Annotated in this window: 17 protein-coding genes and 1 tRNA gene; 8 read left to right on the forward strand and 10 right to left on the reverse strand. The window is 69.3% G+C overall.

Annotated elements, in window-relative coordinates:
- The first annotated feature begins 8 nt into the window (after positions 1 to 8).
- Complete coding sequence (locus tag AMK58_RS19815) at positions 9 to 1022, forward strand: DUF2125 domain-containing protein (RefSeq protein WP_035677290.1); 1014 nt, start codon at positions 9 to 11, stop codon at positions 1020 to 1022.
- Positions 1023 to 1141: 119 nt separating this feature from the next.
- On the opposite strand, the gene AMK58_RS19820 is transcribed toward AMK58_RS19815, so the two are convergent.
- The 5 genes from AMK58_RS19820 to AMK58_RS19835 form a co-directional block, all read right to left on the reverse strand.
- Entirely contained in the window at positions 1142 to 2401 is a 1260-nt protein-coding gene (locus AMK58_RS19820; protein WP_035677292.1) for a M16 family metallopeptidase, read from the reverse strand.
- Positions 2402 to 2513: 112 nt separating this feature from the next.
- The gene (locus AMK58_RS30940; RefSeq protein ID WP_167555921.1) at positions 2514 to 2681 is read right to left on the reverse strand and encodes a hypothetical protein; all 168 of its coding nucleotides are present in this window, start codon (positions 2679 to 2681) and stop codon (positions 2514 to 2516) included.
- Between the two features lie 113 nt (positions 2682 to 2794).
- Positions 2795 to 3565, reverse strand: a complete 771-nt coding sequence (locus AMK58_RS19825) for a hypothetical protein (RefSeq protein WP_035677296.1) — start codon at positions 3563 to 3565, stop codon at positions 2795 to 2797.
- 46 nt (positions 3566 to 3611) lie between these two features.
- The gene (locus AMK58_RS19830) at positions 3612 to 4037 is read right to left on the reverse strand and encodes a DUF350 domain-containing protein (protein ID WP_014197642.1); all 426 of its coding nucleotides are present in this window, start codon (positions 4035 to 4037) and stop codon (positions 3612 to 3614) included.
- A 40-nt stretch (positions 4038 to 4077) separates the two neighbouring features.
- Positions 4078 to 5802: a DUF2491 family protein gene (locus AMK58_RS19835; RefSeq protein WP_059399327.1), complete on the reverse strand. Its 1725-nt coding sequence runs from the start codon at positions 5800 to 5802 to the stop codon at positions 4078 to 4080.
- 428 nt (positions 5803 to 6230) lie between these two features.
- On the opposite strand from AMK58_RS19835, the gene acnB reads away from it, so the two are divergent.
- Positions 6231 to 8816, forward strand: coding sequence for a bifunctional aconitate hydratase 2/2-methylisocitrate dehydratase (acnB, locus tag AMK58_RS19840; protein ID WP_035677310.1), 2586 nt, complete (start codon positions 6231 to 6233; stop codon positions 8814 to 8816).
- A 161-nt stretch (positions 8817 to 8977) separates the two neighbouring features.
- On the opposite strand, the gene AMK58_RS19845 is transcribed toward acnB, so the two are convergent.
- A complete protein-coding gene (locus AMK58_RS19845) occupies positions 8978 to 9778 on the reverse strand; it encodes an AraC family transcriptional regulator (RefSeq protein ID WP_051140493.1) in 801 nt (266 codons plus the stop codon).
- Between the two features lie 127 nt (positions 9779 to 9905).
- Between AMK58_RS19845 and AMK58_RS19850 the strand changes: the two genes are divergently transcribed.
- Positions 9906 to 11111 (forward strand): MFS transporter, encoded by a 1206-nt coding sequence (locus tag AMK58_RS19850; RefSeq protein WP_059399328.1) that lies wholly within the window; start codon positions 9906 to 9908, stop codon positions 11109 to 11111.
- A gap of 144 nt (positions 11112 to 11255) precedes the next feature.
- Positions 11256 to 11546, forward strand: a complete 291-nt coding sequence (locus tag AMK58_RS19855) for a hypothetical protein (protein WP_035677313.1) — start codon at positions 11256 to 11258, stop codon at positions 11544 to 11546.
- Between the two features lie 78 nt (positions 11547 to 11624).
- Here the strand turns inward: AMK58_RS19855 and rraA are convergent, their stop codons facing one another.
- Both rraA and AMK58_RS19865 read right to left on the reverse strand, forming a co-directional pair.
- On the reverse strand, positions 11625 to 12122 hold the full coding sequence (gene rraA / locus AMK58_RS19860) for a ribonuclease E activity regulator RraA (RefSeq protein WP_035677316.1): 498 nt from the start codon (positions 12120 to 12122) through the stop codon (positions 11625 to 11627).
- A 58-nt stretch (positions 12123 to 12180) separates the two neighbouring features.
- On the reverse strand, positions 12181 to 13227 hold the full coding sequence (locus tag AMK58_RS19865; protein ID WP_059399329.1) for an NUDIX hydrolase: 1047 nt from the start codon (positions 13225 to 13227) through the stop codon (positions 12181 to 12183).
- Positions 13228 to 13457: 230 nt separating this feature from the next.
- On the opposite strand from AMK58_RS19865, the gene AMK58_RS19870 reads away from it, so the two are divergent.
- Positions 13458 to 14111, forward strand: coding sequence for a DUF47 domain-containing protein (locus AMK58_RS19870; protein WP_014197657.1), 654 nt, complete (start codon positions 13458 to 13460; stop codon positions 14109 to 14111).
- 4 nt (positions 14112 to 14115) lie between these two features.
- Positions 14116 to 15123 (forward strand): inorganic phosphate transporter, encoded by a 1008-nt coding sequence (locus tag AMK58_RS19875; RefSeq protein WP_014197658.1) that lies wholly within the window; start codon positions 14116 to 14118, stop codon positions 15121 to 15123.
- A gap of 117 nt (positions 15124 to 15240) precedes the next feature.
- Here the strand turns inward: AMK58_RS19875 and AMK58_RS19880 are convergent.
- Positions 15241 to 15315 (reverse strand) — tRNA-Gly (locus tag AMK58_RS19880).
- 351 nt (positions 15316 to 15666) lie between these two features.
- Between AMK58_RS19880 and AMK58_RS19885 the strand changes: the two genes are divergently transcribed.
- A complete protein-coding gene (locus tag AMK58_RS19885; RefSeq protein WP_051140494.1) occupies positions 15667 to 18708 on the forward strand; it encodes an ATP-binding protein in 3042 nt (1013 codons plus the stop codon).
- Positions 18709 to 18745: 37 nt separating this feature from the next.
- Here AMK58_RS19885 and AMK58_RS19890 read toward each other — a convergent pair whose 3' ends face one another.
- On the reverse strand, positions 18746 to 19054 hold the full coding sequence (locus tag AMK58_RS19890) for a ribbon-helix-helix domain-containing protein (protein WP_059399330.1): 309 nt from the start codon (positions 19052 to 19054) through the stop codon (positions 18746 to 18748).
- A gap of 231 nt (positions 19055 to 19285) precedes the next feature.
- Here AMK58_RS19890 and AMK58_RS19895 point away from each other — a divergent pair, with 231 nt between their 5' ends.
- Positions 19286 to 19480 (forward strand): hypothetical protein, encoded by a 195-nt coding sequence (locus AMK58_RS19895; RefSeq protein WP_035677326.1) that lies wholly within the window; start codon positions 19286 to 19288, stop codon positions 19478 to 19480.
- The last annotated feature ends 18 nt before the right edge of the window (positions 19481 to 19498 follow it).

Here is a 19498-nt window from a genome sequence, read left to right on the forward strand (position 1 = left end):
TGCCACAGATGCGCGTTCGGAAGATCTTGGGCTTCGCCGTTCTCGCCCTGGCCCTGCTGGCCGGCGCCTATTCGGTGTGGTGGTGGCAGGCCGCCTCGGCGGTGGAGCGCGGGGTGCTCGCCTGGATGGACGAGCAGCGGGCGGCGGGCGCCGTGGTGGCCCATGGTGGGCTGAGCGTCGGCGGCTATCCTTTCACCATCCGTGCCGCGCTGGAGGCACCGCACCTCGCCACCCGCGATGCGGAATGGCGGGGCGCCCGTCTGGTGGCGGAAGCGCCGCCCTGGAACCACACGCGCATCGCCCTGTCGCTGCCCGGCGAGCAGAGGGTAACGGTGGTGCAGGCGAACCAGCCGCCCTTCACGCTGGTCGCCCGCGACGGCGGCCGGGGGCATGTCGGCCTCACCCTGACCGGCCAGCCGGTCGAGGCGCAACTGGCCTTCACCAACCTCGTGGCGCAGCCCGAAGCCTTGCCCGTTCCCATTGCCGCCCTGGACCTGACCGCCAGCCAGCCGGCCGCGCCGCCGGCCAGCCACAGCGACACCGGCCTGTCGGTCACGCTGGACGCGCGCGGCGCCACCCTGCCCGACGGCGCGCCGGATTCGCTGGGCCGCGAGGTGCAGCGGCTCCTGCTGACCGCGCGCATCCTCGGCCAGCCGCCGAAGCCGGAACCGGTCAGCCTGTCGGCCTGGAGCCGCGATGGCGGCACGCTCCAGCTCGACGGATTGAATGTGGATTGGGGACCGCTGAAGCTCGCGATGAACGGCACGCTGGCGCTGGATGCCGCCTTGCAGCCGCAGGCCGCGCTGACCGCGGAGGTGCGCGGGTATCAGGCGGTGTTGGACGCGCTCCAGGGGATGTTCCGGCCCAAGGAACTGGCGATGGCCCGCACCATGCTGGGACTGCTGGCCCGTCCCTCCGGGCCGAACGGCGAGCCGGTCCTGACTGCTCCGGTCACCGTGCAGAACCGCGGGCTGTTCCTGGGGCCGCTGAAGGTCGCGGCGCTGCCGGCGGTGGTCTGGTAGGGCGACGTCTTGCCCCCACCCCGGCCCTCCCCCGCTTCGCAGGGGAGGGAGATTGGTCCCCTCCCCTGCGTTAGCGGGGGAGGGTTAGGGAGGGGGCAAGACGCAGCTACACCACACCCTCACGCCGCCTTCAGCATCCCCTGCATGTCCTCGTAGGACGGCAGATGGTCCAGCTTGCCGACCGCCGACACCGCCATCGGGCCGGCGAACACACGGTTGGCCGCCGCCGCTACAGCCTCCGGCGTCACGGCGTCGATGCGCTCGAAGATCTGCTCGATGGTCCGCACCTCGCCGGTGCGCAGCAGGGTGCGGGCGAAGCGGTCGGCGCGGCGCATCGTCGATTCCAGCGACTTGCCGACCGAGAAGCGCATCTGCTCCTTCGACCGTTCCAGCTCCACCGCGGTCACGCCGTCGCGGGCCTTGCGCAGCTCCTCGAAGAAGACCGGCACCAGTTCCGCCACCTCCTCCGGCCCGGTGCCGGCGTAGAAGCTGAGCGCACCGCCGTCCGCATACTGGATGGGGGCCGCGTAGACCGAATAGACGAGCCCGCGCTTCTCGCGGATCTCCTGGAACAGGCGCGAGGTCATGCCGCCCCCCAGGATGTTGGCGAGGTGGCGCAGCGCGTAGCTCGCCGAATCCTCGGTGCCGACGCCGGGGAAGGCCGCCATGAAATGCACCTGCTCGGCGTCGCGCTTGAGCAGCGCCGCACCGCCCTTGTTGACGACCGTCTCGTGGAAGGGATCGTCCTTGGCGGTCAGATGGCCGAACAGCGATTCCGCCCGGCGCACCACGGTGCCGTGATCGACGTTGCCGGACACCACATAGACCATGCGGCGCGGGTCGTAATGGGACACATAGTCGAACAGATGGTCCCGCCCGAAGCCCGCGACGTTCTCCTTCGGGCCGAGGATCGGGCGGCCGAGCGCCTGCCCGTCGAAGGCGGTGCGGCGCAGCGCCTCGTAGACCACGTCCTCCGGCTCGTCGGCGTAGCGGCCGATCTCCTGGATGACCACGCCACGCTCCTTCTCCACCTCCTCTTCCGGGAAGACGGAGTTGAGGACGATGTCGCCGATGATCTCGCAGGAGACGTCGACGTGCTTGGCCGCCATCTGCGTGTAATAGGCGGTGACGTCGTAGTCCGTGTAGGCGTTGAACTCGCCGCCGCGGTTCTCGATCTCCAGCGCGATGCCCAGCGCGTCGCGGCTTTCCGTTCCCTTGAAGATCATGTGCTCCAGGAAATGGGCGATGCCGTTCACCGCCGGCCGTTCGTTGCGCGCCCCGACGCCGACCCAGACGCCGCTGGTCACCGTGCCGAGATGCGGCAGGTGGTCCGTCAGCACGCGGAATCCGTTGGCGAGGGTGGTCAGTTGGATCGTCACACAGGGTCTCCTGGTAGGGCACGGGATCGCCCGGAACATCGGGGGCGTTGCATTGACGTGGGGCGCCGTCCGCGCAGGAACAACGCTCCGCGGTTTGGGGTCAAGTGCGCCGTCAACCGCGCGGCGGCGTCAAGGCGGCGCTGAGGGCGCGGCGGTTGCGGTGCGCGCGCATCAGCAGCGGCGCCGGAACGTTGCCCGGCACTTGCAGGCGTCCGCCCGGCAGCAACCGGACGCCGTGCCGTTCCAGTTCGTTCAACAGCTCCGCCATAGACCGACGCATGGCTTCCTCCAGCGAGCAGATTTTTTACTGCTCGCATCATGGCGGAGAAATTCAATAGGATCGATATGGCTTATCCTATCTCAACGATAGGATGAGCCTATTCATCACGCCGCTCAATGTCGGCTTTTCAGCGAGGCCAGACGGTCGGACAGGCTGCTGGGCGCCGGCTTCGCTCCGGTGGCGGCATCGAGCGCCGCCTTGATGTTGGGATCGTCCTCTTCCGGCTTGGACGGCTTCAGCAGGCGGGCTTTGGCGCTGGACGCTTCCGCCTGGGCAAGATCGCGGGCCGCCGCGTCCTGCATCGCCTTCAACGCCGTGCCGAGGCTGGAGGTGGCGCCGCTCAGCCCCGCCGCCTGCCGGGCCGCCTCCGCCCGCTGCTCGGCCATGTCGCGCTGCTGGGCGGCGCGGCCCATGTCCCGTTCGGCCCGCTGCAACGCGCTGCGGGCGGCCTTCAGCTTGCCGCCGGCCTCGGCGTAGGTCGTTTCCAGCATGGTCAGGAACTCGCGCGCGTCCACGGCGTCCTGCTCCTCCCGGTCGATGTCCGGAGCCATCTGCTCAAGCATCCCCACCAGCGTCTCCAGGCTCTTTTCGAGCTGGGCCTTGCGGCCGGCGTCGGCTTCAGCCTCCAACTGGCGTTGCAGATGCTCGGCGGCGGCCATGCGCTGGCGGGAGAGTTGAAGGATGGCGTCGGCCTCCTTCTGCTCCTTCTCATAGGCGGCGCGGGCCTGCGCGACCTGAAGGCCGAGGCTGTCCAGATGCTCTTCCATCGTGCGCAGCTCGGCCTCCGTCGCAGCCTTGGGGTCCCAGCGCACCAGGGCTTCCACCGCCGACTGGACGGCCTGATCGGTCTTCACCCCGACGAGGTTGCGGATGAACGAGATCATGGTTGCGGTTCCTCTCAGTTTGGGCGGGTCTGTTTTCAGCGGATATTCAGCCTGCCATGGCTCCGGCGTTCAGCAGCGCGACGGCGATCTGGAGTCCGGCCAGCGCCGTGCCCGCCGCGACGTTGCCGGATTCGATCATCGTGCGCAGGTCGCGGAACAGCCAAATGGCGATCAGGAAGGTAATCAATTGCAGCACCAGCGCAACGGCTCCCCAGATCAGGATGTCCGCCAGGACGAGGCTGGTCGCCAGCGTTGCCGCCAGCGGGATCGCCAGCGCCACCATCGTGCCGCCCAGCACCACGCCGGCGGCCTGATTGCCGCTCGCCAGCAGCTCGCGCTCGTGCAGCGGCGTGACCGCGACGTAAACGGCCACCCCGATCAGGAACAGAGCCAGGGTCGCTCCGAAATGCAGAAGCAGCAGCGGCAGGCCGGATTCGAGGCCCTGCAGGATTTGCGCGACGCTGGTGTCCATGGTGTCTTCCGTAGGGGCTGGCGGGATCGGATAAGGAAACTCAGGAGAGGGAGAGCGAGGCGGGGTTGACGTCGATGCCGGCGCGGACCTCCACCCACGCCTCGCCGCCGTCCTCCACCGCCGCGACCAGCACATATTCGGTGCGGGGCGCGGGGTCCGCGGCGCCCGTGGGGGCCGCGTAGAGCATGGCGGTCACGCGGCGGGTGCGGCTGCCGCGGTGGTCGGTCAGCGTCTCGTCGAAGGTGACGGGGGCGATGCGGGACGCGCCGGGCGACCACTGCCGCCCGTACAGCTTGCCGTCCTTGGTCTGGAACTGCGGGTAGCCGATCATCCCGTCGGCGGGGTCCAGCCAGAAGCCCCATTCGTCGTTGTCGGTGGGGTGCACCTCGTCCAGCATGGAGAACCAGCGGCATTCGTCCGGCGCCCCCCCCGCTCCGAGATGAAGCTGGTAGAAGCCGCTTCCGCCCGGAAGATACAGCCGGTGCAGCGTCACGCCGCCGCCCGTCAGCGTGCCGACGGCCTCGACGCTGACCATCGAGCCGGCGCCCTCCGGCGCGGTGGCCTTGATCGCGCCGCCGCCCAGCAGGAAGGGTGTGGGATCGGGCGTCAGCGTCATGCCCACACGGAACAGCGACGGTTCGTAGGTCGCGCCGGTGGCCTTGGCCTTCACGATGCCGGCAGCGGTGCTGGCGGCGGCGCCCCAGGGCGAACGGGTCATGGCGGAACCTCCGGGTCGGGAGCCCGACGAGCGGCGGCGCAGGAGGGTCACCGCCGCCACCATCCCCCCGACGAGCACAATCAGAAGAAGCAGGGTTCCCAAACCACCTCCGCCGCCCCCGGAGGACCCCTCCGGGGCGGACGGCGTCTCCGGTGCGGCCTGCGCGACGTCGCGGGGGATATCGGGCGGCAGGTAGTTGGGATCGCGCGGCCGGTCCTCCTGCGCACGCAGGCGGGTGTCGAGATCGTCCAGGCGGCGGCGCAGGTCGGGGTCGTCCTGCGCGCGCCGCTCCGCCTCCGCGCGCCATTCCGCGTAGCCGGGGTCGCCCTGGTGGTTGTGGAACCAGTCGGCGTAGCCGGGGCGCGACAGGTTGTCGAGCAGGAACCACAGGAACAGCCCGTTCCACAGCCCGAAGCTGGAACGGCCGCCGGAGGCCCAGCCCGGCGCACGCCAGCCGCCGTACCAGCCGCCCGGCCCATAGCCGCCGGTGCGCCGCTGCCCCCAGCCCGCACCGGAACCCGACCCCCAGCCGCCGCCCTGCCATCCCCCTCCGCCCCAGCCGGACCCGGAAGCGGACCCGGACCCGGAACGGGGAGGCGGCGCGGCGACCGGCGGGGTGCGTTCCCGCTGTTGCTGTTGCTGCTGCTGCGCCCGGTAGCGGTCCAGCGCCTCGCCGCTCGACCGCCGCGACACGCCCAGATCGCCGCCGCCGGACGGCGACCCGCCGGGCAAGCCATAGGACGGCCCGCTCTGAGGACGGCTGTAGCCGCCGCTGCCGGTGGACGGCGTGCGCGAGGGAGCGGAGCGGGTGGAGAAGGACGGGGTGCGCACGGCCGGGCGGCTGTATCCCCCGCTGGAGCTTCGGCCTCCGCCGGCCCGCGCCTCGACCTCCTGCGGCCAGAGCAGCGCGCCGGTGGCCGCGACCAGCCCGGCGGGCACCGCCGCGGGAGCGGCGGCGGGCAGCGGCTGGAGCGGCGCCAGCGCCAGAAGAACGCTGAGGAACCGGGCGGTGATCCGGTGTCGAAGGGGTATGGAGCCTGAGGGCATGGAGCCTGCGCGGTGCCGTGGATGCCGGCCAGAACACCCTACATGCCCAATTGTTCGCCATCAACCTCTTCCCCGGCGGGTTAGCCATGGTGATGCGGCGGCCTGCGCAGAAACCCCACCGGGGCGTTCATTGCAAAAACCATGAGAAATTCAGGAAATCACCACCCCTCCACAGGGCCAGCGGGAGCAAGTTGTAATACCACTTCTATGACCGGCGCCTGAAAACGTGTCGCAGGCGGAGCGTTGACTTGACGACTCCCAAGGCGGCGACGTAAGACATCTCCGTTCCGCGGAAGGTTCCTTCCGGAATGGTAGGACCAGCGGCGTGGCAAGACGCCGCAAGGGCAAAAAAGCCGGGTCCGCGAGCGCGCCCCCCGGGTCGGGGAATCGGACGACTGTTGAGCAACCTTGGATGAGAGGACCGCACCGTGCTTGAAGCTTACCGCCAGCATGTCGCTGAGCGTGCCGCGCTCGGAATTCCCGCCCTGCCGCTTTCGGCCAAGCAGACCGAGGAGCTGGTCGACCTTCTCCTGAACCCGCCGAAGGGCGAGGAAGCCTTCCTGGTCGATCTCATCACGCACCGCGTCCCGGCGGGCGTCGACGACGCCGCCAAGGTCAAGGCCGCCTTCCTGGCCTCGCTCGCCAAGGGCAACGAGACCTCGCCGCTGATCTCCAAGGTCAAGGCGACGGAGCTGCTGGGCACGATGCTCGGCGGCTTCAACATCAAGCCGCTGATCGACCTGCTGGGCGACGCCGAGTGCGGCGAGGCCGCCGCCGCCGGTCTGAAGACCACGCTGCTGATGTTCGACTACTTCCACGACGTCAAGGAACTGGCCGACAAGGGCAACGCCAACGCCAAGGCGGTGATCCAGTCCTGGGCCGACGCGGAGTGGTTCACCTCGCGCCCCGAGGTCCCGGCCAGCCTGACGCTGACCATCTTCAAGGTGTCGGGCGAGACCAACACCGACGACCTGTCTCCGGCCCCGGACGCCTGGTCGCGCCCGGACATCCCGCTGCACGCCCTGGCCATGCTGAAGAACCCGCGCCCCGGCATCGTGCCGGAGGAAGCCGGCGTCCGCGGCCCGATCAAGCAGCTTGAGGATCTGAAGGCCCGGGGCAACCTCGTCGCCTATGTCGGCGACGTGGTCGGCACCGGCTCCTCGCGCAAGTCGGCCACCAACTCGGTGCTGTGGTGGACGGGCGAAGACATCCCCTACGTCCCGAACAAGCGTTTCGGCGGCGTCTGTCTGGGCTCCAAGATCGCCCCGATCTTCTACAACACGATGGAAGACGCCGGCGCCCTGCCGATCGAACTCGACGTCTCGCAGATGGAGACGGGCGACACGGTCGAGCTGCGCCCCTACGAGGGCAAGGCGCTGAAGAATGGCGCGGTGATCGCCGAGTTCACCGTCAAGTCCGACGTGATCTTCGACGAGGTGCGCGCCGGCGGCCGCATCCCGCTGATCATCGGCCGCGGCCTGACCGCCCGCGCCCGTGAGGCGCTGGGCCTCGCCCCGTCGACCCTGTTCCGCCTGCCGTCCTCCCCGGTCGACAGCGGCAAGGGCTTCACGCTCGCCCAGAAGATGGTCGGCCGCGCGGTCGGCTTGGCCGAGGGCCAGGGCGTGCGTCCGGGCACCTATTGCGAGCCGAAGATGACCACGGTCGGCTCGCAGGACACCACCGGCCCGATGACCCGCGACGAGCTGAAGGATCTGGCCTGCCTCGGCTTCTCCGCCGATCTGGTCATGCAGTCCTTCTGCCACACCGCGGCCTATCCGAAGCTGGTGGACGTCAAGACCCACCGCGAGCTGCCGACCTTCATCTCGACCCGCGGCGGCGTCGCGCTGCGTCCGGGCGACGGCGTGATCCACTCCTGGCTGAACCGCCTGCTGATGCCCGACACCGTCGGCACCGGCGGCGACAGCCACACCCGCTTCCCCATCGGCATCAGCTTCCCCGCCGGCTCGGGCCTCGTCGCCTTCGCCGCGGCCACCGGCGTCATGCCGCTGGACATGCCGGAATCGGTGCTGGTCCGCTTCAAGGGCACGCTGCAGCCGGGCGTCACGCTGCGTGACCTCGTCAACGCGATCCCGCTCTACGCCATCCGCCAGGGTCTGCTGACGGTGGAGAAGAAGGGCAAGAAGAACATCTTCTCCGGCCGCATCCTGGAGATCGAGGGTCTGCCCGAGCTGAAGGTGGAGCAGGCGTTCGAGCTGTCCGACGCCTCGGCCGAGCGGTCCGCCGCCGCCTGCACCGTCCGGCTCAACAAGGAGCCGATCATCGAGTACATGCGCTCCAACATCACCCTGATGAAGTGGATGATCGCCAACGGGTACGAGGACGCCCGGACGCTCGGCCGCCGCATCAAGGCGATGGAGGACTGGATCGCCAACCCGTCGCTGCTCGAGCCGGACGCCGACGCCGAGTACGCCGCGGTGATCGAGATCGATCTGGCCGACATCAAGGAGCCGATCGTCGCCTGCCCGAACGACCCGGACGACGTGAAGCTGCTGTCGGAGGTTGCCGGCGACAAGATCGACGAGGTCTTCATCGGCTCCTGCATGACCAACATCGGCCACTTCCGCGCCGCCGGTAAGATCCTGGACGGGAAGACCGACATCCCGACCCGCCTGTGGATCGCGCCGCCGACCAAGATGGACGCCCAGATCCTGACCGAGGAAGGCTATTACGGCGTTCTCGGCAAGTCGGGTGCCCGCATGGAGATGCCCGGCTGTTCGCTCTGCATGGGCAACCAGGCACAGATCCGCAAGGGCTCGACGGCCATCTCGACCTCGACCCGCAACTTCCCGAACCGCCTGGGCATCGACACCCGCGTCTATCTCGGCTCCGCCGAGCTGTCGGCCGTCGCCGCCCTGCTGGGCAAGCTGCCGACCCCGGCCGAGTATCTGGAGCAGGTGAGCGTCATCAACCAGAAAGCCGGCGACATCTACCGCTACATGAACTTCGACCAGATCAAGGAGTTCCAGGACGTGGCCGACACGGTCGCCGCCTGATCCGCCTGCACTTCTTCCCCTCCCCTCGCGTAAGCGGGGGGAGGTCGGGAGGGGGGCCAAGCACGAGAATTTCTGCGCTAATGAAAAGCCCCGCCGGGATCGCTCCGGCGGGGCTTTTCATCTTTGGCACCGAGATTTGAATCGCAGAAACACAGAGAGCCTCAGACCGAACGCTCCGGGCCATGATCACCGGCCTTCGCCAAGTAGGCACGTGGTGACGCCCCCAGCGTCCGCTTGAACATCGTCGTGAAGGCCGCCGGGTTGTCGTAGCCGAGGTCGAGCGCCACCGTCGTCACCGGCACCCCGGCGACCAGCCGCGGCAGGGCGGACACCAGACAGGCCTGCTGGCGCCATTCGACGAAGCTCAGGCCCGTCTCGCGCCGAAACAGCCGCGTGAAGTTGCGGCGGCTCATGCCCAGCCCGTCGCTCCACGCCTCGATCGTCGCCTGGATCGTCGGCTCCTGGAGAAACCGCCGGCAGCGCTCCGCCAGGGCGGCGTGGGCGGGAAAGGGCAGCGACAGCGGCTCCACCGGAAGCCGCCGCATCTCGTGCAGAAGCAGCGCCATCACCGCGCCGTCGTGGCTCTCCGGGTCGTAATCCACCGGCACGTCGATCGCCCGCCCGATCAGGCTGCGGAAGAAGGGCGACAGCGCCACCACCTCGCAGCGGCCCGGCATGGTGTCGGCCAGCGCGGGGGCCAGATAGAGGCTCCGCGTCATGACCATCCCGATCATGCGGACCTCGTGCGGGACGCCCGGCGGAATCCACAGCCCGCAATGGGGCGGCATCACCCAGCGCCCCTGGGCGGTGGACAGCAGCAGCGTCCCCGTCGCCCCGGACAGCAACTGCCCGCGCCGGTGCGTGTGGGCGGCCAGCACGGTGCCGTCCGCGTGATCCTGCCCCAGGGCGATCAGCGGGCGGGGCGACTCCTCGACCGTGTCGATGCGCAGGTTCCGGACCATGGCCCAGTCTCGTAAGAAATCGGCCTGACCGCGGTGGCAGGCCGCCATGGCTCACCATAGGCTGTTGCTCCACACCAAGCAACGCGCCGCCCGCCCACCGGCCAAGCGCCAAAAAAGGCTTCCTTTCGTGACCGACACCACCCTGTCCCGGCCCAAGGCCGGGGGGACGGCCCTGCCCGTCCTGGGGACGATCAGCGTCTGCCATCTGCTGAACGACCTGATCCAGTCCCTGCTGCCCGCGATCTACCCGATCCTGAAGGGCGGATTCGACCTCAGCTTCGCGCAGATCGGCCTGCTCACCCTGACCTACCAGATCACCGCCTCGCTGCTTCAGCCGATCATCGGGCTCGCCACCGACCGGCGGCCGGCGCCCTACTCCCTGACCATCGGCATGGGGGCGTCGCTGGTCGGGCTGGTCACGCTCGCCTTCGCGCCGAACTACGCGGCGCTGCTGATCGGGGCGACCCTGCTGGGCTTCGGCTCCTCGGTCTTCCACCCCGAGGCGTCGCGGATCGCCCGTTTGGCCTCCGGCGGCGCGCATGGGCTGGCGCAGTCGCTGTTCCAGGTGGGCGGCAACGCCGGGTCGGCGCTGGGGCCGCTGCTGGCCGCCTACATCATCCTGCCGCGCGGGCAGGAGAGCCTGTCCTGGTTCGCCCTGGCCGCCCTGGGCGGCATGGCGCTGCTGACCGGCATCGGGCGCTGGTACGCCCGCAGCGACCACGCCCGCCCGGTTCGCCGCGGCGCCGCGGTCCGTCACCCCGGCCTGACCCGCGGGCAGGTGAACCGGGCGCTGGCGGTGCTGATGGTGCTGATCCTGTCCAAATACGTCTATCTGGCCTGCCTCACCAGCTACTACACCTTCTTCCTGATGGAGCGCTTCGCCCTGGCGCCGGACTCCGCGCAGCTCTGCCTGTTCGTCTTCCTGGCAGCGGTGGCGGCGGGGACGATCATCGGCGGGCCGGTCGGCGACCGGATCGGGCGCAAGACGGTCATCTGGATCTCGATCCTGGGCATCCTGCCCTTCACGCTGCTGCTGCCCCATGTCGGGCTGACGGCGACGGTCGCGCTCAGCGCGGTGATCGGGCTGGCCCTGGCCTCAGCCTTCCCGGCCATCATCGTCTACGCGCAGGAGCTGATGCCCGGCCGCGTCGGCATGGTGTCCGGGCTGTTCTTCGGTCTGGCCTTCGGCATCGGGGGCATGGCCGCCGCCGGGCTCGGCGTCCTGGCCGATTGGAAGGGCATCGGCTTCGTCTTCCAGGCCTGCTCGGTCGTTCCCCTGCTCGGCCTGTTCGCCGCGCTGCTGCCCAACGTTTCCCCGCACAAGGAGCCCTGAACCGCAAGCGAGCCGACGTGAGTCCGCCGGACGTGTCTCCGCTCCACCATCCGGAAAAAGGTCGTTTCGGCCTCGACAGGCCGGGCCGCCGTCGTCCAGACTGCCTCCCCAAATAAAATGGAAAACAACCAAGGGGAGGCAGGGATGGCGGCGGCTCCGTCCGGGATGGTGTTCGAGAATCCGGAGAACGGCCAGCGGGAGGCGGTGACCAACCGCGAGATCCTCTGGGCCTTTCTGCTCGGCCCCGTCTACTTCGCGAAAAAGGCCGAGTGGCTGCACGCCGGGATTCACGCGCTGCTGATCCTCATCTCCCTCCTGCTGTGGCCGACCGGCGTTCTGATGACGCTGGGCGTCTGGGTCGGCTACGCCTGCGCGGCCCCGACGATCCTCGAATACCGGTACCAGAAGATGGGGTGGGAGAAGGTTGCGGGCTGAGATGTGACGGGGCGCCGTCCTTGGTGCCCCCACCCAACCCTCCCCCGCTGAGCGGGGGAGGGCTTTCAAACGCAGGACTCACGCGGTCGCGCCGAACTCCTCCGGGGTCAGCACCAGCACGCCGTCCGCGTCGGCGAAGACCAGATCGCCGGGGTTGATGCGGATGCTGGCCAACGTCACCGGCAGATCCTTCTGCCCCTCGCCGTTGCGGACGGTCTTGCGCGGGATCGCCGCCAGCGCCTTGATGCCAAGATCCAGCGTGGCGAGCACCGCGGCGTCGCGGACGCAGCCGTGGATGACCACGCCCTCCCAGCCGTTCTTCACCGCATCCTTGGCGATCAGGTCACCCATCAGGGCGGCCCGCAGGCCGCCGCCGCCGTCCACCACCAGCACCTTGCCCTGCCCCGGCGTGCCCAGCAGCTCCTTGACGCGGGAATTGTCCTCGAAGCACTTCACGGTCACCGCGGCACCGCTGAATCGGCGACGCCCGCCGAAATCGCGGAAGACGGGGTCGGCGACGCGGGCGGTCTTCTCGAACCGGTCGTAGAGGTCGCAGGTGCTGTCGAAATCGGTCATGCGGTTTCGCTCCCCTTCTTTAGCTGTTGGCGGCAGAATACCCGCAGTGCGGCGATGGTCAATCCTCCGGGGCGGCGATGGCGCCCGTGCTGGTGCGCTCCAGGATGGCGCTGCGGCGGAAGCGGTAGAGTTCGGCGGGGCGGCCGCCGGTCTGGCTCTCATACTGGCCGGTCGGTTCCACCAGCCCGCCAGAGATCATCAGGCGCCGGAAATTCTGCTTGTGCAGCCGCTCGCCGGACAGCGCCTCCACCACCTGCTGAAGCTGGTGCAGAGTGAAGGTCGGGGGCAGCAGCTCGAACACGATGGGGCGGTATTTCAGCTTGCCGCGCAGCCGCTCCAGCGCCGTCGCCAGGATGCGGCGGCCATCGCGGGCCATCGGACGGCCCAGCGCGCGGGGCATCTCCAGCCGCACCGTCCGCTCCTCCACCCCCGCCCGGCGGGCCAGGTCATGGTCGCGGAACGCCTCCACCACCAGTCCGGCCTCGTAGAGCAGCTCGTAGCGCTCCAGCACCCGTTCGGAGTCCCACTCCCCGCCGTCCAGGGCGAAGGCCATGCGGGCGCGCTCGCCGCGGCGGGCGCGGGCGGGCTCGTCCGGCGCCGCGGCGACCCAGCGGGCCAGCGCCGGCCGAATCACCGAATCGAGCAGCGCCGGCGGCGACTCGCGCCAGTCCTCCCAGGGGAAGAACTCGTACAGGCCACGCCACTCCGCACCGTCGATGCGCAGCGGCGCCTCGCGCAGCAAGGCCAGATAGCCGACCACCAACGAGCGCGGGCCACCGAACAGCTCATGCGGGTCGCGGTAGCGGTCGCCGAAGCTGTAGAGCTGCTCCACATAGCGCAGGGTCAGCCCGGCCGCGTCCTCCGCCACCGCGCGCAGGCCGTCCTGAAGCGTGCGGAAGCGCTCGGGATCGAAGGGGGCGCCCGGCAGGGCGTCGCGGTGGGGCGGCAATTCGTCGCCGCGACGGTGCGATTCGGGGATCTCGAAGCCGCTGCGCACGGTCACCACGCGCGGCTCGGCGCCGTTCGCCGGGGACACGCCCACCGAAACAATGGCCGCCGTCAGCCCGATCTGTGTTTCCGAGCCGTTCCGTGTTTCCCCTGCCACGCGCCACCCCGTTGCCGATCCGTCGGCGGCAGGATAAGCGGCCCGCCGCGGCAAATCACCGGTCTTTCCGCCGGGTACCCCCGTGAAATCTCGCCGCAAGCCGGCCCGGCATGACACTTTTGTGACTCCCCACGGGCGCCGGGGATGTTACACCAGCCGCGACGCTGAGGCTCGCGCCCGTCCGTGCGGGTCCCCAGCACTGCAGGCCGGCGTAAGTTGGAGAACCACGCATGCTGAATTTGTTCCGGGCCCTGATGCCGCGCGAAGAACGGTTTTTCGACCTGTTCGCCGAGCATGCCCGGACCGTCGCCACGGGCGCCGAGGCGCTGCGGGCGATGATGGCCAGCGGCCAGGACCTGGAGGAGCGGTTCCAGACCATCCGCCGGGTCGAGAGCGAGGCCGACGCCATCGAGAAGGAGATCCAGCTCGCCGTCCACCGCACCTTCATCGTGCCCTTCGACCGTTCGGACATCCAGGAACTCGGCAAGCGGATGGACGACGTTCTCAACCTCATCGAGGAGACCGCGCGTCACCTCGTGGAGGCGGGCTTCACCGACTACACACCGGAAATGCACGCCCAGGCCGATGCCATCGTGCGCTGCACCGCCCGGCTGAGCGCGGGCATCCCTCTGCTCCGCGACATCCCCAAACACGTCGAGCAACTCCACGCGATGACCGCCGAGGTCTCGCGGATCGAGAGCGAAGGCGACCGGCTCCTGCGCGAGGCCAATCACCGGCTGCGCGACGAGAGCGGCGGGCTCGACTCCCCCATCACCCACCGCCACGCCCTTCAACGCGAGATCATCGAGCTGCTGGAACGCGTGCTCGATGCGTGCGAGGACGTGGCCGACACCATCGACGGCATCATCGTCGAACAGGTCTGATCCCATGGAAGCCGCTACCCTCGCCCTGCCCATCCTCATCGGGCTGATCGGCGTCGCCCTCCTCTTCGATTTCCTCAACGGGCTGCACGATGCGGCCAACTCCATCGCAACGGTCGTCTCCACCCGCGTGCTGTCGCCGCGGACCGCCGTCGCGATGGCCGCCTTCTTCAACTTCATCGCCTTCCTGTTCTTCGGGCTGCATGTGGCGACCACCATCGGCACCGGCATCGTCGGGGCTGGGGTGGTCGACCCGCACGTCATCTTCGGCGCGCTGATGGGCGCCATCGTCTGGAACGTCTTCACCTGGTGGCTGGGCATCCCGTCCAGCTCCTCCCACGCGCTGATCGGCGGCCTCGTCGGGGCCGGCGTGGCGAAGGCCGGGCTGGACGCCGTGGTGGTGTCCGGCCTGGCGAAGACCGCCGCGGCCATCGTCGTCTCGCCGGTGGTCGGCTTCCTGCTGGCCAGCGTGATGATCGTGGCGGTGTCCTGGATCTTCCGGCGCAGCACACCCTTCGCGGTCGACCGGCTGTTCCGCCACATCCAGATCGGCTCCGCCGCGCTCTACAGCCTGGGACACGGCGGCAACGACGCGCAGAAGACCATGGGCATCATCGCCGTCCTGCTCTATTCCCAGGGCCTGTTGGGCGAAACCTTCCACGTGCCCTTCTGGGTGGTCATCACCTGTCAGGCCGCGATGGGGCTGGGCACGCTGTTCGGCGGCTGGCGCATCGTCAAGACGATGGGGTCGAAGCTGACCGACCTGAAGCCGGTCCAGGGCTCCTGTGCGGAGACCGGCGGGGCCATCACACTGTTCGTCGCGACGTGGCTCGGCGTGCCGGTCAGCACGACCCACACCATCACCGGTGCGATCATCGGCGTCGGCGCCGCCCGCCGCACCAGCGCGGTGCGCTGGGGGCTGGCGCAGGGCATCGTCATGGCCTGGGTCATCACCCTGCCGGCGACCGCCGTGGTCGGCGCGCTTTTCTATGAGCTCTCGCTGGCGCTGTGGTGACAGCTGGAACGCGGCACGGCGGGCCGGAAAGGCCCGCCGCCGACTTCCGGCAGCGACCCCCGAAATGCGAAAAGGGCGGCCCAAGGCCGCCCTTTTTCGTACCATCCGCGCTGAAAATGGAGCGGGCGAAGGGATTCGAACCCTCGACCCCAACCTTGGCAAGGTTGTGCTCTACCCCTGAGCTACGCCCGCGCCGCTCCAGCGGAGGAGCGCCCGTATACGCCCCGGAGACGGCCAAGGCAAGCCTTATTTCTCACGCCACCTCAATCCGTGCGTCGGCGGCGGACGGACACGGCAGAAATGCGGGCCGGGACAGGCTGCCGCTCGCCGATTGCACGAGGAAACATACCAACATATGTTAGGCTAGGCCTCTTGGAGTGAAATTACCCATCGCTTGTTTTGAATGTCTGCGCATTCCCAACGCTTTCCTTTAACATGCCGATGACGCTCCGCAGGGGGGCTTCGATGGCCGGAACGGACATGGACTTGGGCGAATCGCAATCGATGCCCACGGCAGCGCCTCGCGAAGCGTCATGCCGGCCCATGCCCGCGCCCAGCGCCACGCCCCCCACCGACTCCCCGGACAGCGGGCCGGCCCGGCGCAACAGCGCGGAACGCAAGGTCGTCACCGTGCTGTTCGCCGACATCGTCGAATCCTCCAGCATGGTGTCGGGCCGCGACCCGGAGGAAGCCGACCAGACTCTTCTCACCATCCTGCAAATCCTCACCGACGCGGTGGAGCGTTACGGCGGCACGGTGGCCCAGGTGCTGGGCGACGGCATCATGGCAGTGTTCGGCGCCCCCTCAGCGCTGGAGGACCACGCGTTGCGCGCCTGCCTCGCCGCGCAGGACATCGCCCGCTCGGCCATCGATTCGGACGAGTTCAAGGTGCGCATTGGCATCAGTTCGGGCGAGGTGGTGGCCCAGATCATCGAGACGGGCGTCTGGACCGACTACCGCACGGTGGGCGAGACCGTTCATGTCGCCGCAAAGCTGCAGCAGCGGGCGCAACCCAACAGCGTGCTGCTAAGCCGCGAGACGTTGGACCTCGTGCCGAAGGGCCTGACTGTCCGTCCGGCGGGGGAACTGCGCTTGGCCGCCACAGCGGAGCCGGTGACGGCCTTCGCGTTGGAAGCGGCACGGGCGATGCGGCGCACGGCGATGGACCTGCTGTCCGCCGAAGGAACCCTGTTCGTGGGGCGTCAACCCGAACTGGCGGTACTGGCCGGCGCGTTGCGGCAGGCCGAGCGGGGCCGCGGTGCCTGCGCCATTCTGATCGGGGAAGCCGGCATCGGCAAATCCCGGCTGACCGGTGAGCTGATGCGCAGCCCGGAGGCCGCAGCTTTCACCATCGCCATCTGGCCTCAGTTCCCGATCCGCCGCCTGGGCGACCCCGACGATCTGGAAGCGGCGGCCCGTTGCCTCGCCCTGTCGGTCTGTGGAGAGATGAGCGACCCGGCGGTGGGGCGCCTGACCGCCGCCGCAACGCGCAACGGCGGCGAGCTTGCCGGCGAGGCGATGCGGGAGTTGCTCGGCCAGCCTTCCGTCCACCCGTTGTGGCAGGGGCTCGACCCGGCCCAGAAAGCCGATTTCAGCGTCGAAGGGTTGGTTGCGGCGATCCGCGAGCTGTCCGCGGAGCGCCCGCTGCTGATCCTCGTCGAGGACGCGCACTGGACGCGCGGGTTGACCAACCGCCTGCTGGACGCCCTCGTCGAAGGGGTGGAGGACACCCGCGTTTTCGTCCTGGTCACCTCGCGGCCGGACACCCCGGGTGGTTGGACCGCAGCGGACTCCGTCCACGCCATCGCGCTTGAACCGCTGGAGCCGCTGCAGGCCGACGAATTCCTGGACCATTGGCTGGGCCACAGCCCATCGCTGGCCGATCTGAAGGCGCGCGTCGCGGCGCAAAGCCAGGGCGTACCGCTCTATCTGGAGGAGTCGCTTCGCACGCTGGAGACGACCGGGGTCATCGTCGGCAGTCCGGGGCGTTACAGCCTGGGCAAGGCCGACGCCCGGATGTCCCTGCCGGCCACGGTGCACGGCCTGCTGGCCTCGCGGATCGACGCGCTGGAGCCCGGACCGCGGCGGGTGCTGATGCACGCGGCGGTGATCGGCACGTCGGTCGATCTCGGCCTGCTGCGCGCGGTGTCCCCAATCCCCGCCGCCGACCTGCCGTCGGCTCTGGCCCGGCTGGAGCAGAGCGGCTTCTTCGCGCGCTCCCGCCTGCTGCCGAACCTGGAGCTGACCTTCCGCCACGCGCTGGTCCAGGAGGTCGCCTACGCCACCCTGACCAAGCGGGAGCGCCAGCCACTCCATGGCCGGGTTCTGCACGCCCTGCGGCGGCGGTCCGACCGCAACCTGCCGAACCGGGCGGAACTGGTCGCCCATCACGCCTTCTACGCCGAGGATTGGCCGCTCGCCTGCGCCTACGGCCGCCGGGCCGGGCGCCGGGCGGAGATGCGCTGCAAGCATTTCGATGCCGGGCGCTTCTACGAACAGGCGCTGAAAGCCCTGGACCATCTGCCGGACACCCGCCGCAACATCCAGCGGCGGATCGACCTGTGGGTCGGCATTCCCCTCGTCCTGCTGCCGCAGGGGCGCCAATTGGCCGGCGACCCGCTGGAGGAGGCGCGGGACATGGCGCTGGGCATCGACGACCGCATCCGCTACGCCCGCGCCACCTCCCTTAAGGCGTCCTTCCAGTGGGTTTACGGCGTGCTCGACGGAGCCATTGCGCTCAGCCGCAGCGCGCTTGACCATCTGGGCAACCAGGGGACGATGGAACTGCGCATCCAGGGGCTGATGCGGCTGGGCGGCATGCTGGTGGACAAGGGGCATTTCCCCGAAGCCCAGGAGAAGCTGGAGCAGGCACGCACCCTGGCGCTGGCCCATGCGCCACGCGCACGGTTCGGCCTGACCGCGGTGGCGGTCGCCATCACCGCCGCCTACCAGGGCCGCTGCCTCGCCGAACTGGGGCGCGACGACGAGGCCGTCCAGGTGATGCTCCACGCGCTCGACATCGCGGAAGAGGTTGGACACGCCTTCTCCGTATCGTCGGTGAAGGTGCATCTGGCGCTGGTCCATATCATTGGCGGGCGCTTCGCCGAGGCGCTGCCGCTGCTGAAGGACGCCGTGACGATCACCGAGGCGACGCGACTGCACATCTTCCAACCGATCACGCTGGGCGCGCTGGGCTACGCCATCGCCCGCACCGGTGGCGCTGCGGAGGGGGCGCGCCTGCTGAACGCCAGCCTGGAACAGGCGCACATTCTGAATCACTCCCTGCCCAGGCCGCGGATTCTGAACTGGATGTCGGACCTGGCCCTGGAAACGGCGCAGCATGACACCGCGATCGGCTGCGCCGCCAACGCGCTGGGCATCGCGACGGACGCCGGGCAGCTGTCCGAACAGGGCTGGTCGCACTTCGCCCTGGCCCAAGCCTTCACCGCCACCGCCCAGCACCGCGAGGCCATGGAGCATCTGGCGGCTGCCGAGACGATGAGCCGCCAGCTGTCCATGTTGCCGCTTTCCGACCGCTGCCGCACCTTCCGCCGCTGCCTGGCCGCGTCAGGCCAAGTGACCTGACGCGGCGACCTGCCCCGGTGAGCCGCCTTCAGGAGCGTCAGGCCACCAGCGTGGTGCTGCCCGCGGCGGTGCTGCGGAAGTGGTTCAGCACATAGACCCGGACGCTGGTGGCGAACGGGATTCCCTCCGTCCGGCTGTCGTGAATCTCGGCGCACAGCGCCTCCAGCGACTTGCCCTGAGACTGGGCGATGTCTTTCAGCCCGTCCCAGATCGTCGCCTCCAGCCGCAGACTGGCGCGGCGTCCTCCGATCGTCAGCGAGCGCGTCACCACGGCGGGCGGAGCCGCGAGCGAGCTGAGGTCGGCCATCTCGTCGAGGCTGCGGGGAATGCGGCGGTCCAACTTCATCGGTACGCTCCTGTCTCGGCTGGCCGGTTCTCGGCTTGGCGAATTTTTCCCAGGTCGCCGGAATTTTTCCGGGACTAAACATGCGTGTGTGCGCGTGTAGGCGATTTTTACCCGGCGCCGGGGTGTCCGGCATGTGAAGTTCTTCACAGTCCGGACGGGTCATAGCGGCCAAGGTTTCGACATACCGCAGTATTCGCGGTTCCTCGAAACCCACGCCCAGGAGCTGTTCCCATGACCGCCATCATCGACCAGACCGCCCTCATCCGTGGTGCCGACGGCCGTCTCTTCGCCGTGACCGCCCAGGGCGTGACCGAGGTTGCCGAACAGGCCACCGCTTTGACCGCCGCCGCCCGCATCGGCGACCGCCGCGCCTTCAACAGCGACGATCACGAGGCCGCCCGCCACGCGATCACTCCGGGCCTCTGATCGGCGGGGCAACCCTGC

It is taken from the genome of Azospirillum brasilense (genome assembly GCF_001315015.1).
Lineage (GTDB): Bacteria > Pseudomonadota > Alphaproteobacteria > Azospirillales > Azospirillaceae > Azospirillum > Azospirillum brasilense.

Coding starts and splice junctions, on each gene's coding strand:
- AMK58_RS19815 (WP_035677290.1), top strand. CDS start 9: ATGCGCGTTCGGAAGATCTTGGGCTTCGCCGTTCTCGCCCTGGCCCTG.
- AMK58_RS30940 (WP_167555921.1), bottom strand. CDS start 2,681: ATGCGTCGGTCTATGGCGGAGCTGTTGAACGAACTGGAACGGCACGGC.
- AMK58_RS19825 (WP_035677296.1), bottom strand. CDS start 3,565: ATGATCTCGTTCATCCGCAACCTCGTCGGGGTGAAGACCGATCAGGCC.
- AMK58_RS19830 (WP_014197642.1), bottom strand. CDS start 4,037: ATGGACACCAGCGTCGCGCAAATCCTGCAGGGCCTCGAATCCGGCCTG.
- AMK58_RS19835 (WP_059399327.1), bottom strand. CDS start 5,802: ATGCCCTCAGGCTCCATACCCCTTCGACACCGGATCACCGCCCGGTTC.
- AMK58_RS19845 (WP_051140493.1), bottom strand. CDS start 9,778: ATGGTCCGGAACCTGCGCATCGACACGGTCGAGGAGTCGCCCCGCCCG.
- AMK58_RS19855 (WP_035677313.1), top strand. CDS start 11,256: ATGGCGGCGGCTCCGTCCGGGATGGTGTTCGAGAATCCGGAGAACGGC.
- rraA (WP_035677316.1), bottom strand. CDS start 12,122: ATGACCGATTTCGACAGCACCTGCGACCTCTACGACCGGTTCGAGAAG.
- AMK58_RS19870 (WP_014197657.1), top strand. CDS start 13,458: ATGCTGAATTTGTTCCGGGCCCTGATGCCGCGCGAAGAACGGTTTTTC.
- AMK58_RS19875 (WP_014197658.1), top strand. CDS start 14,116: ATGGAAGCCGCTACCCTCGCCCTGCCCATCCTCATCGGGCTGATCGGC.
- AMK58_RS19885 (WP_051140494.1), top strand. CDS start 15,667: ATGCCCGCGCCCAGCGCCACGCCCCCCACCGACTCCCCGGACAGCGGG.
- AMK58_RS19890 (WP_059399330.1), bottom strand. CDS start 19,054: ATGAAGTTGGACCGCCGCATTCCCCGCAGCCTCGACGAGATGGCCGAC.
- AMK58_RS19895 (WP_035677326.1), top strand. CDS start 19,286: ATGACCGCCATCATCGACCAGACCGCCCTCATCCGTGGTGCCGACGGC.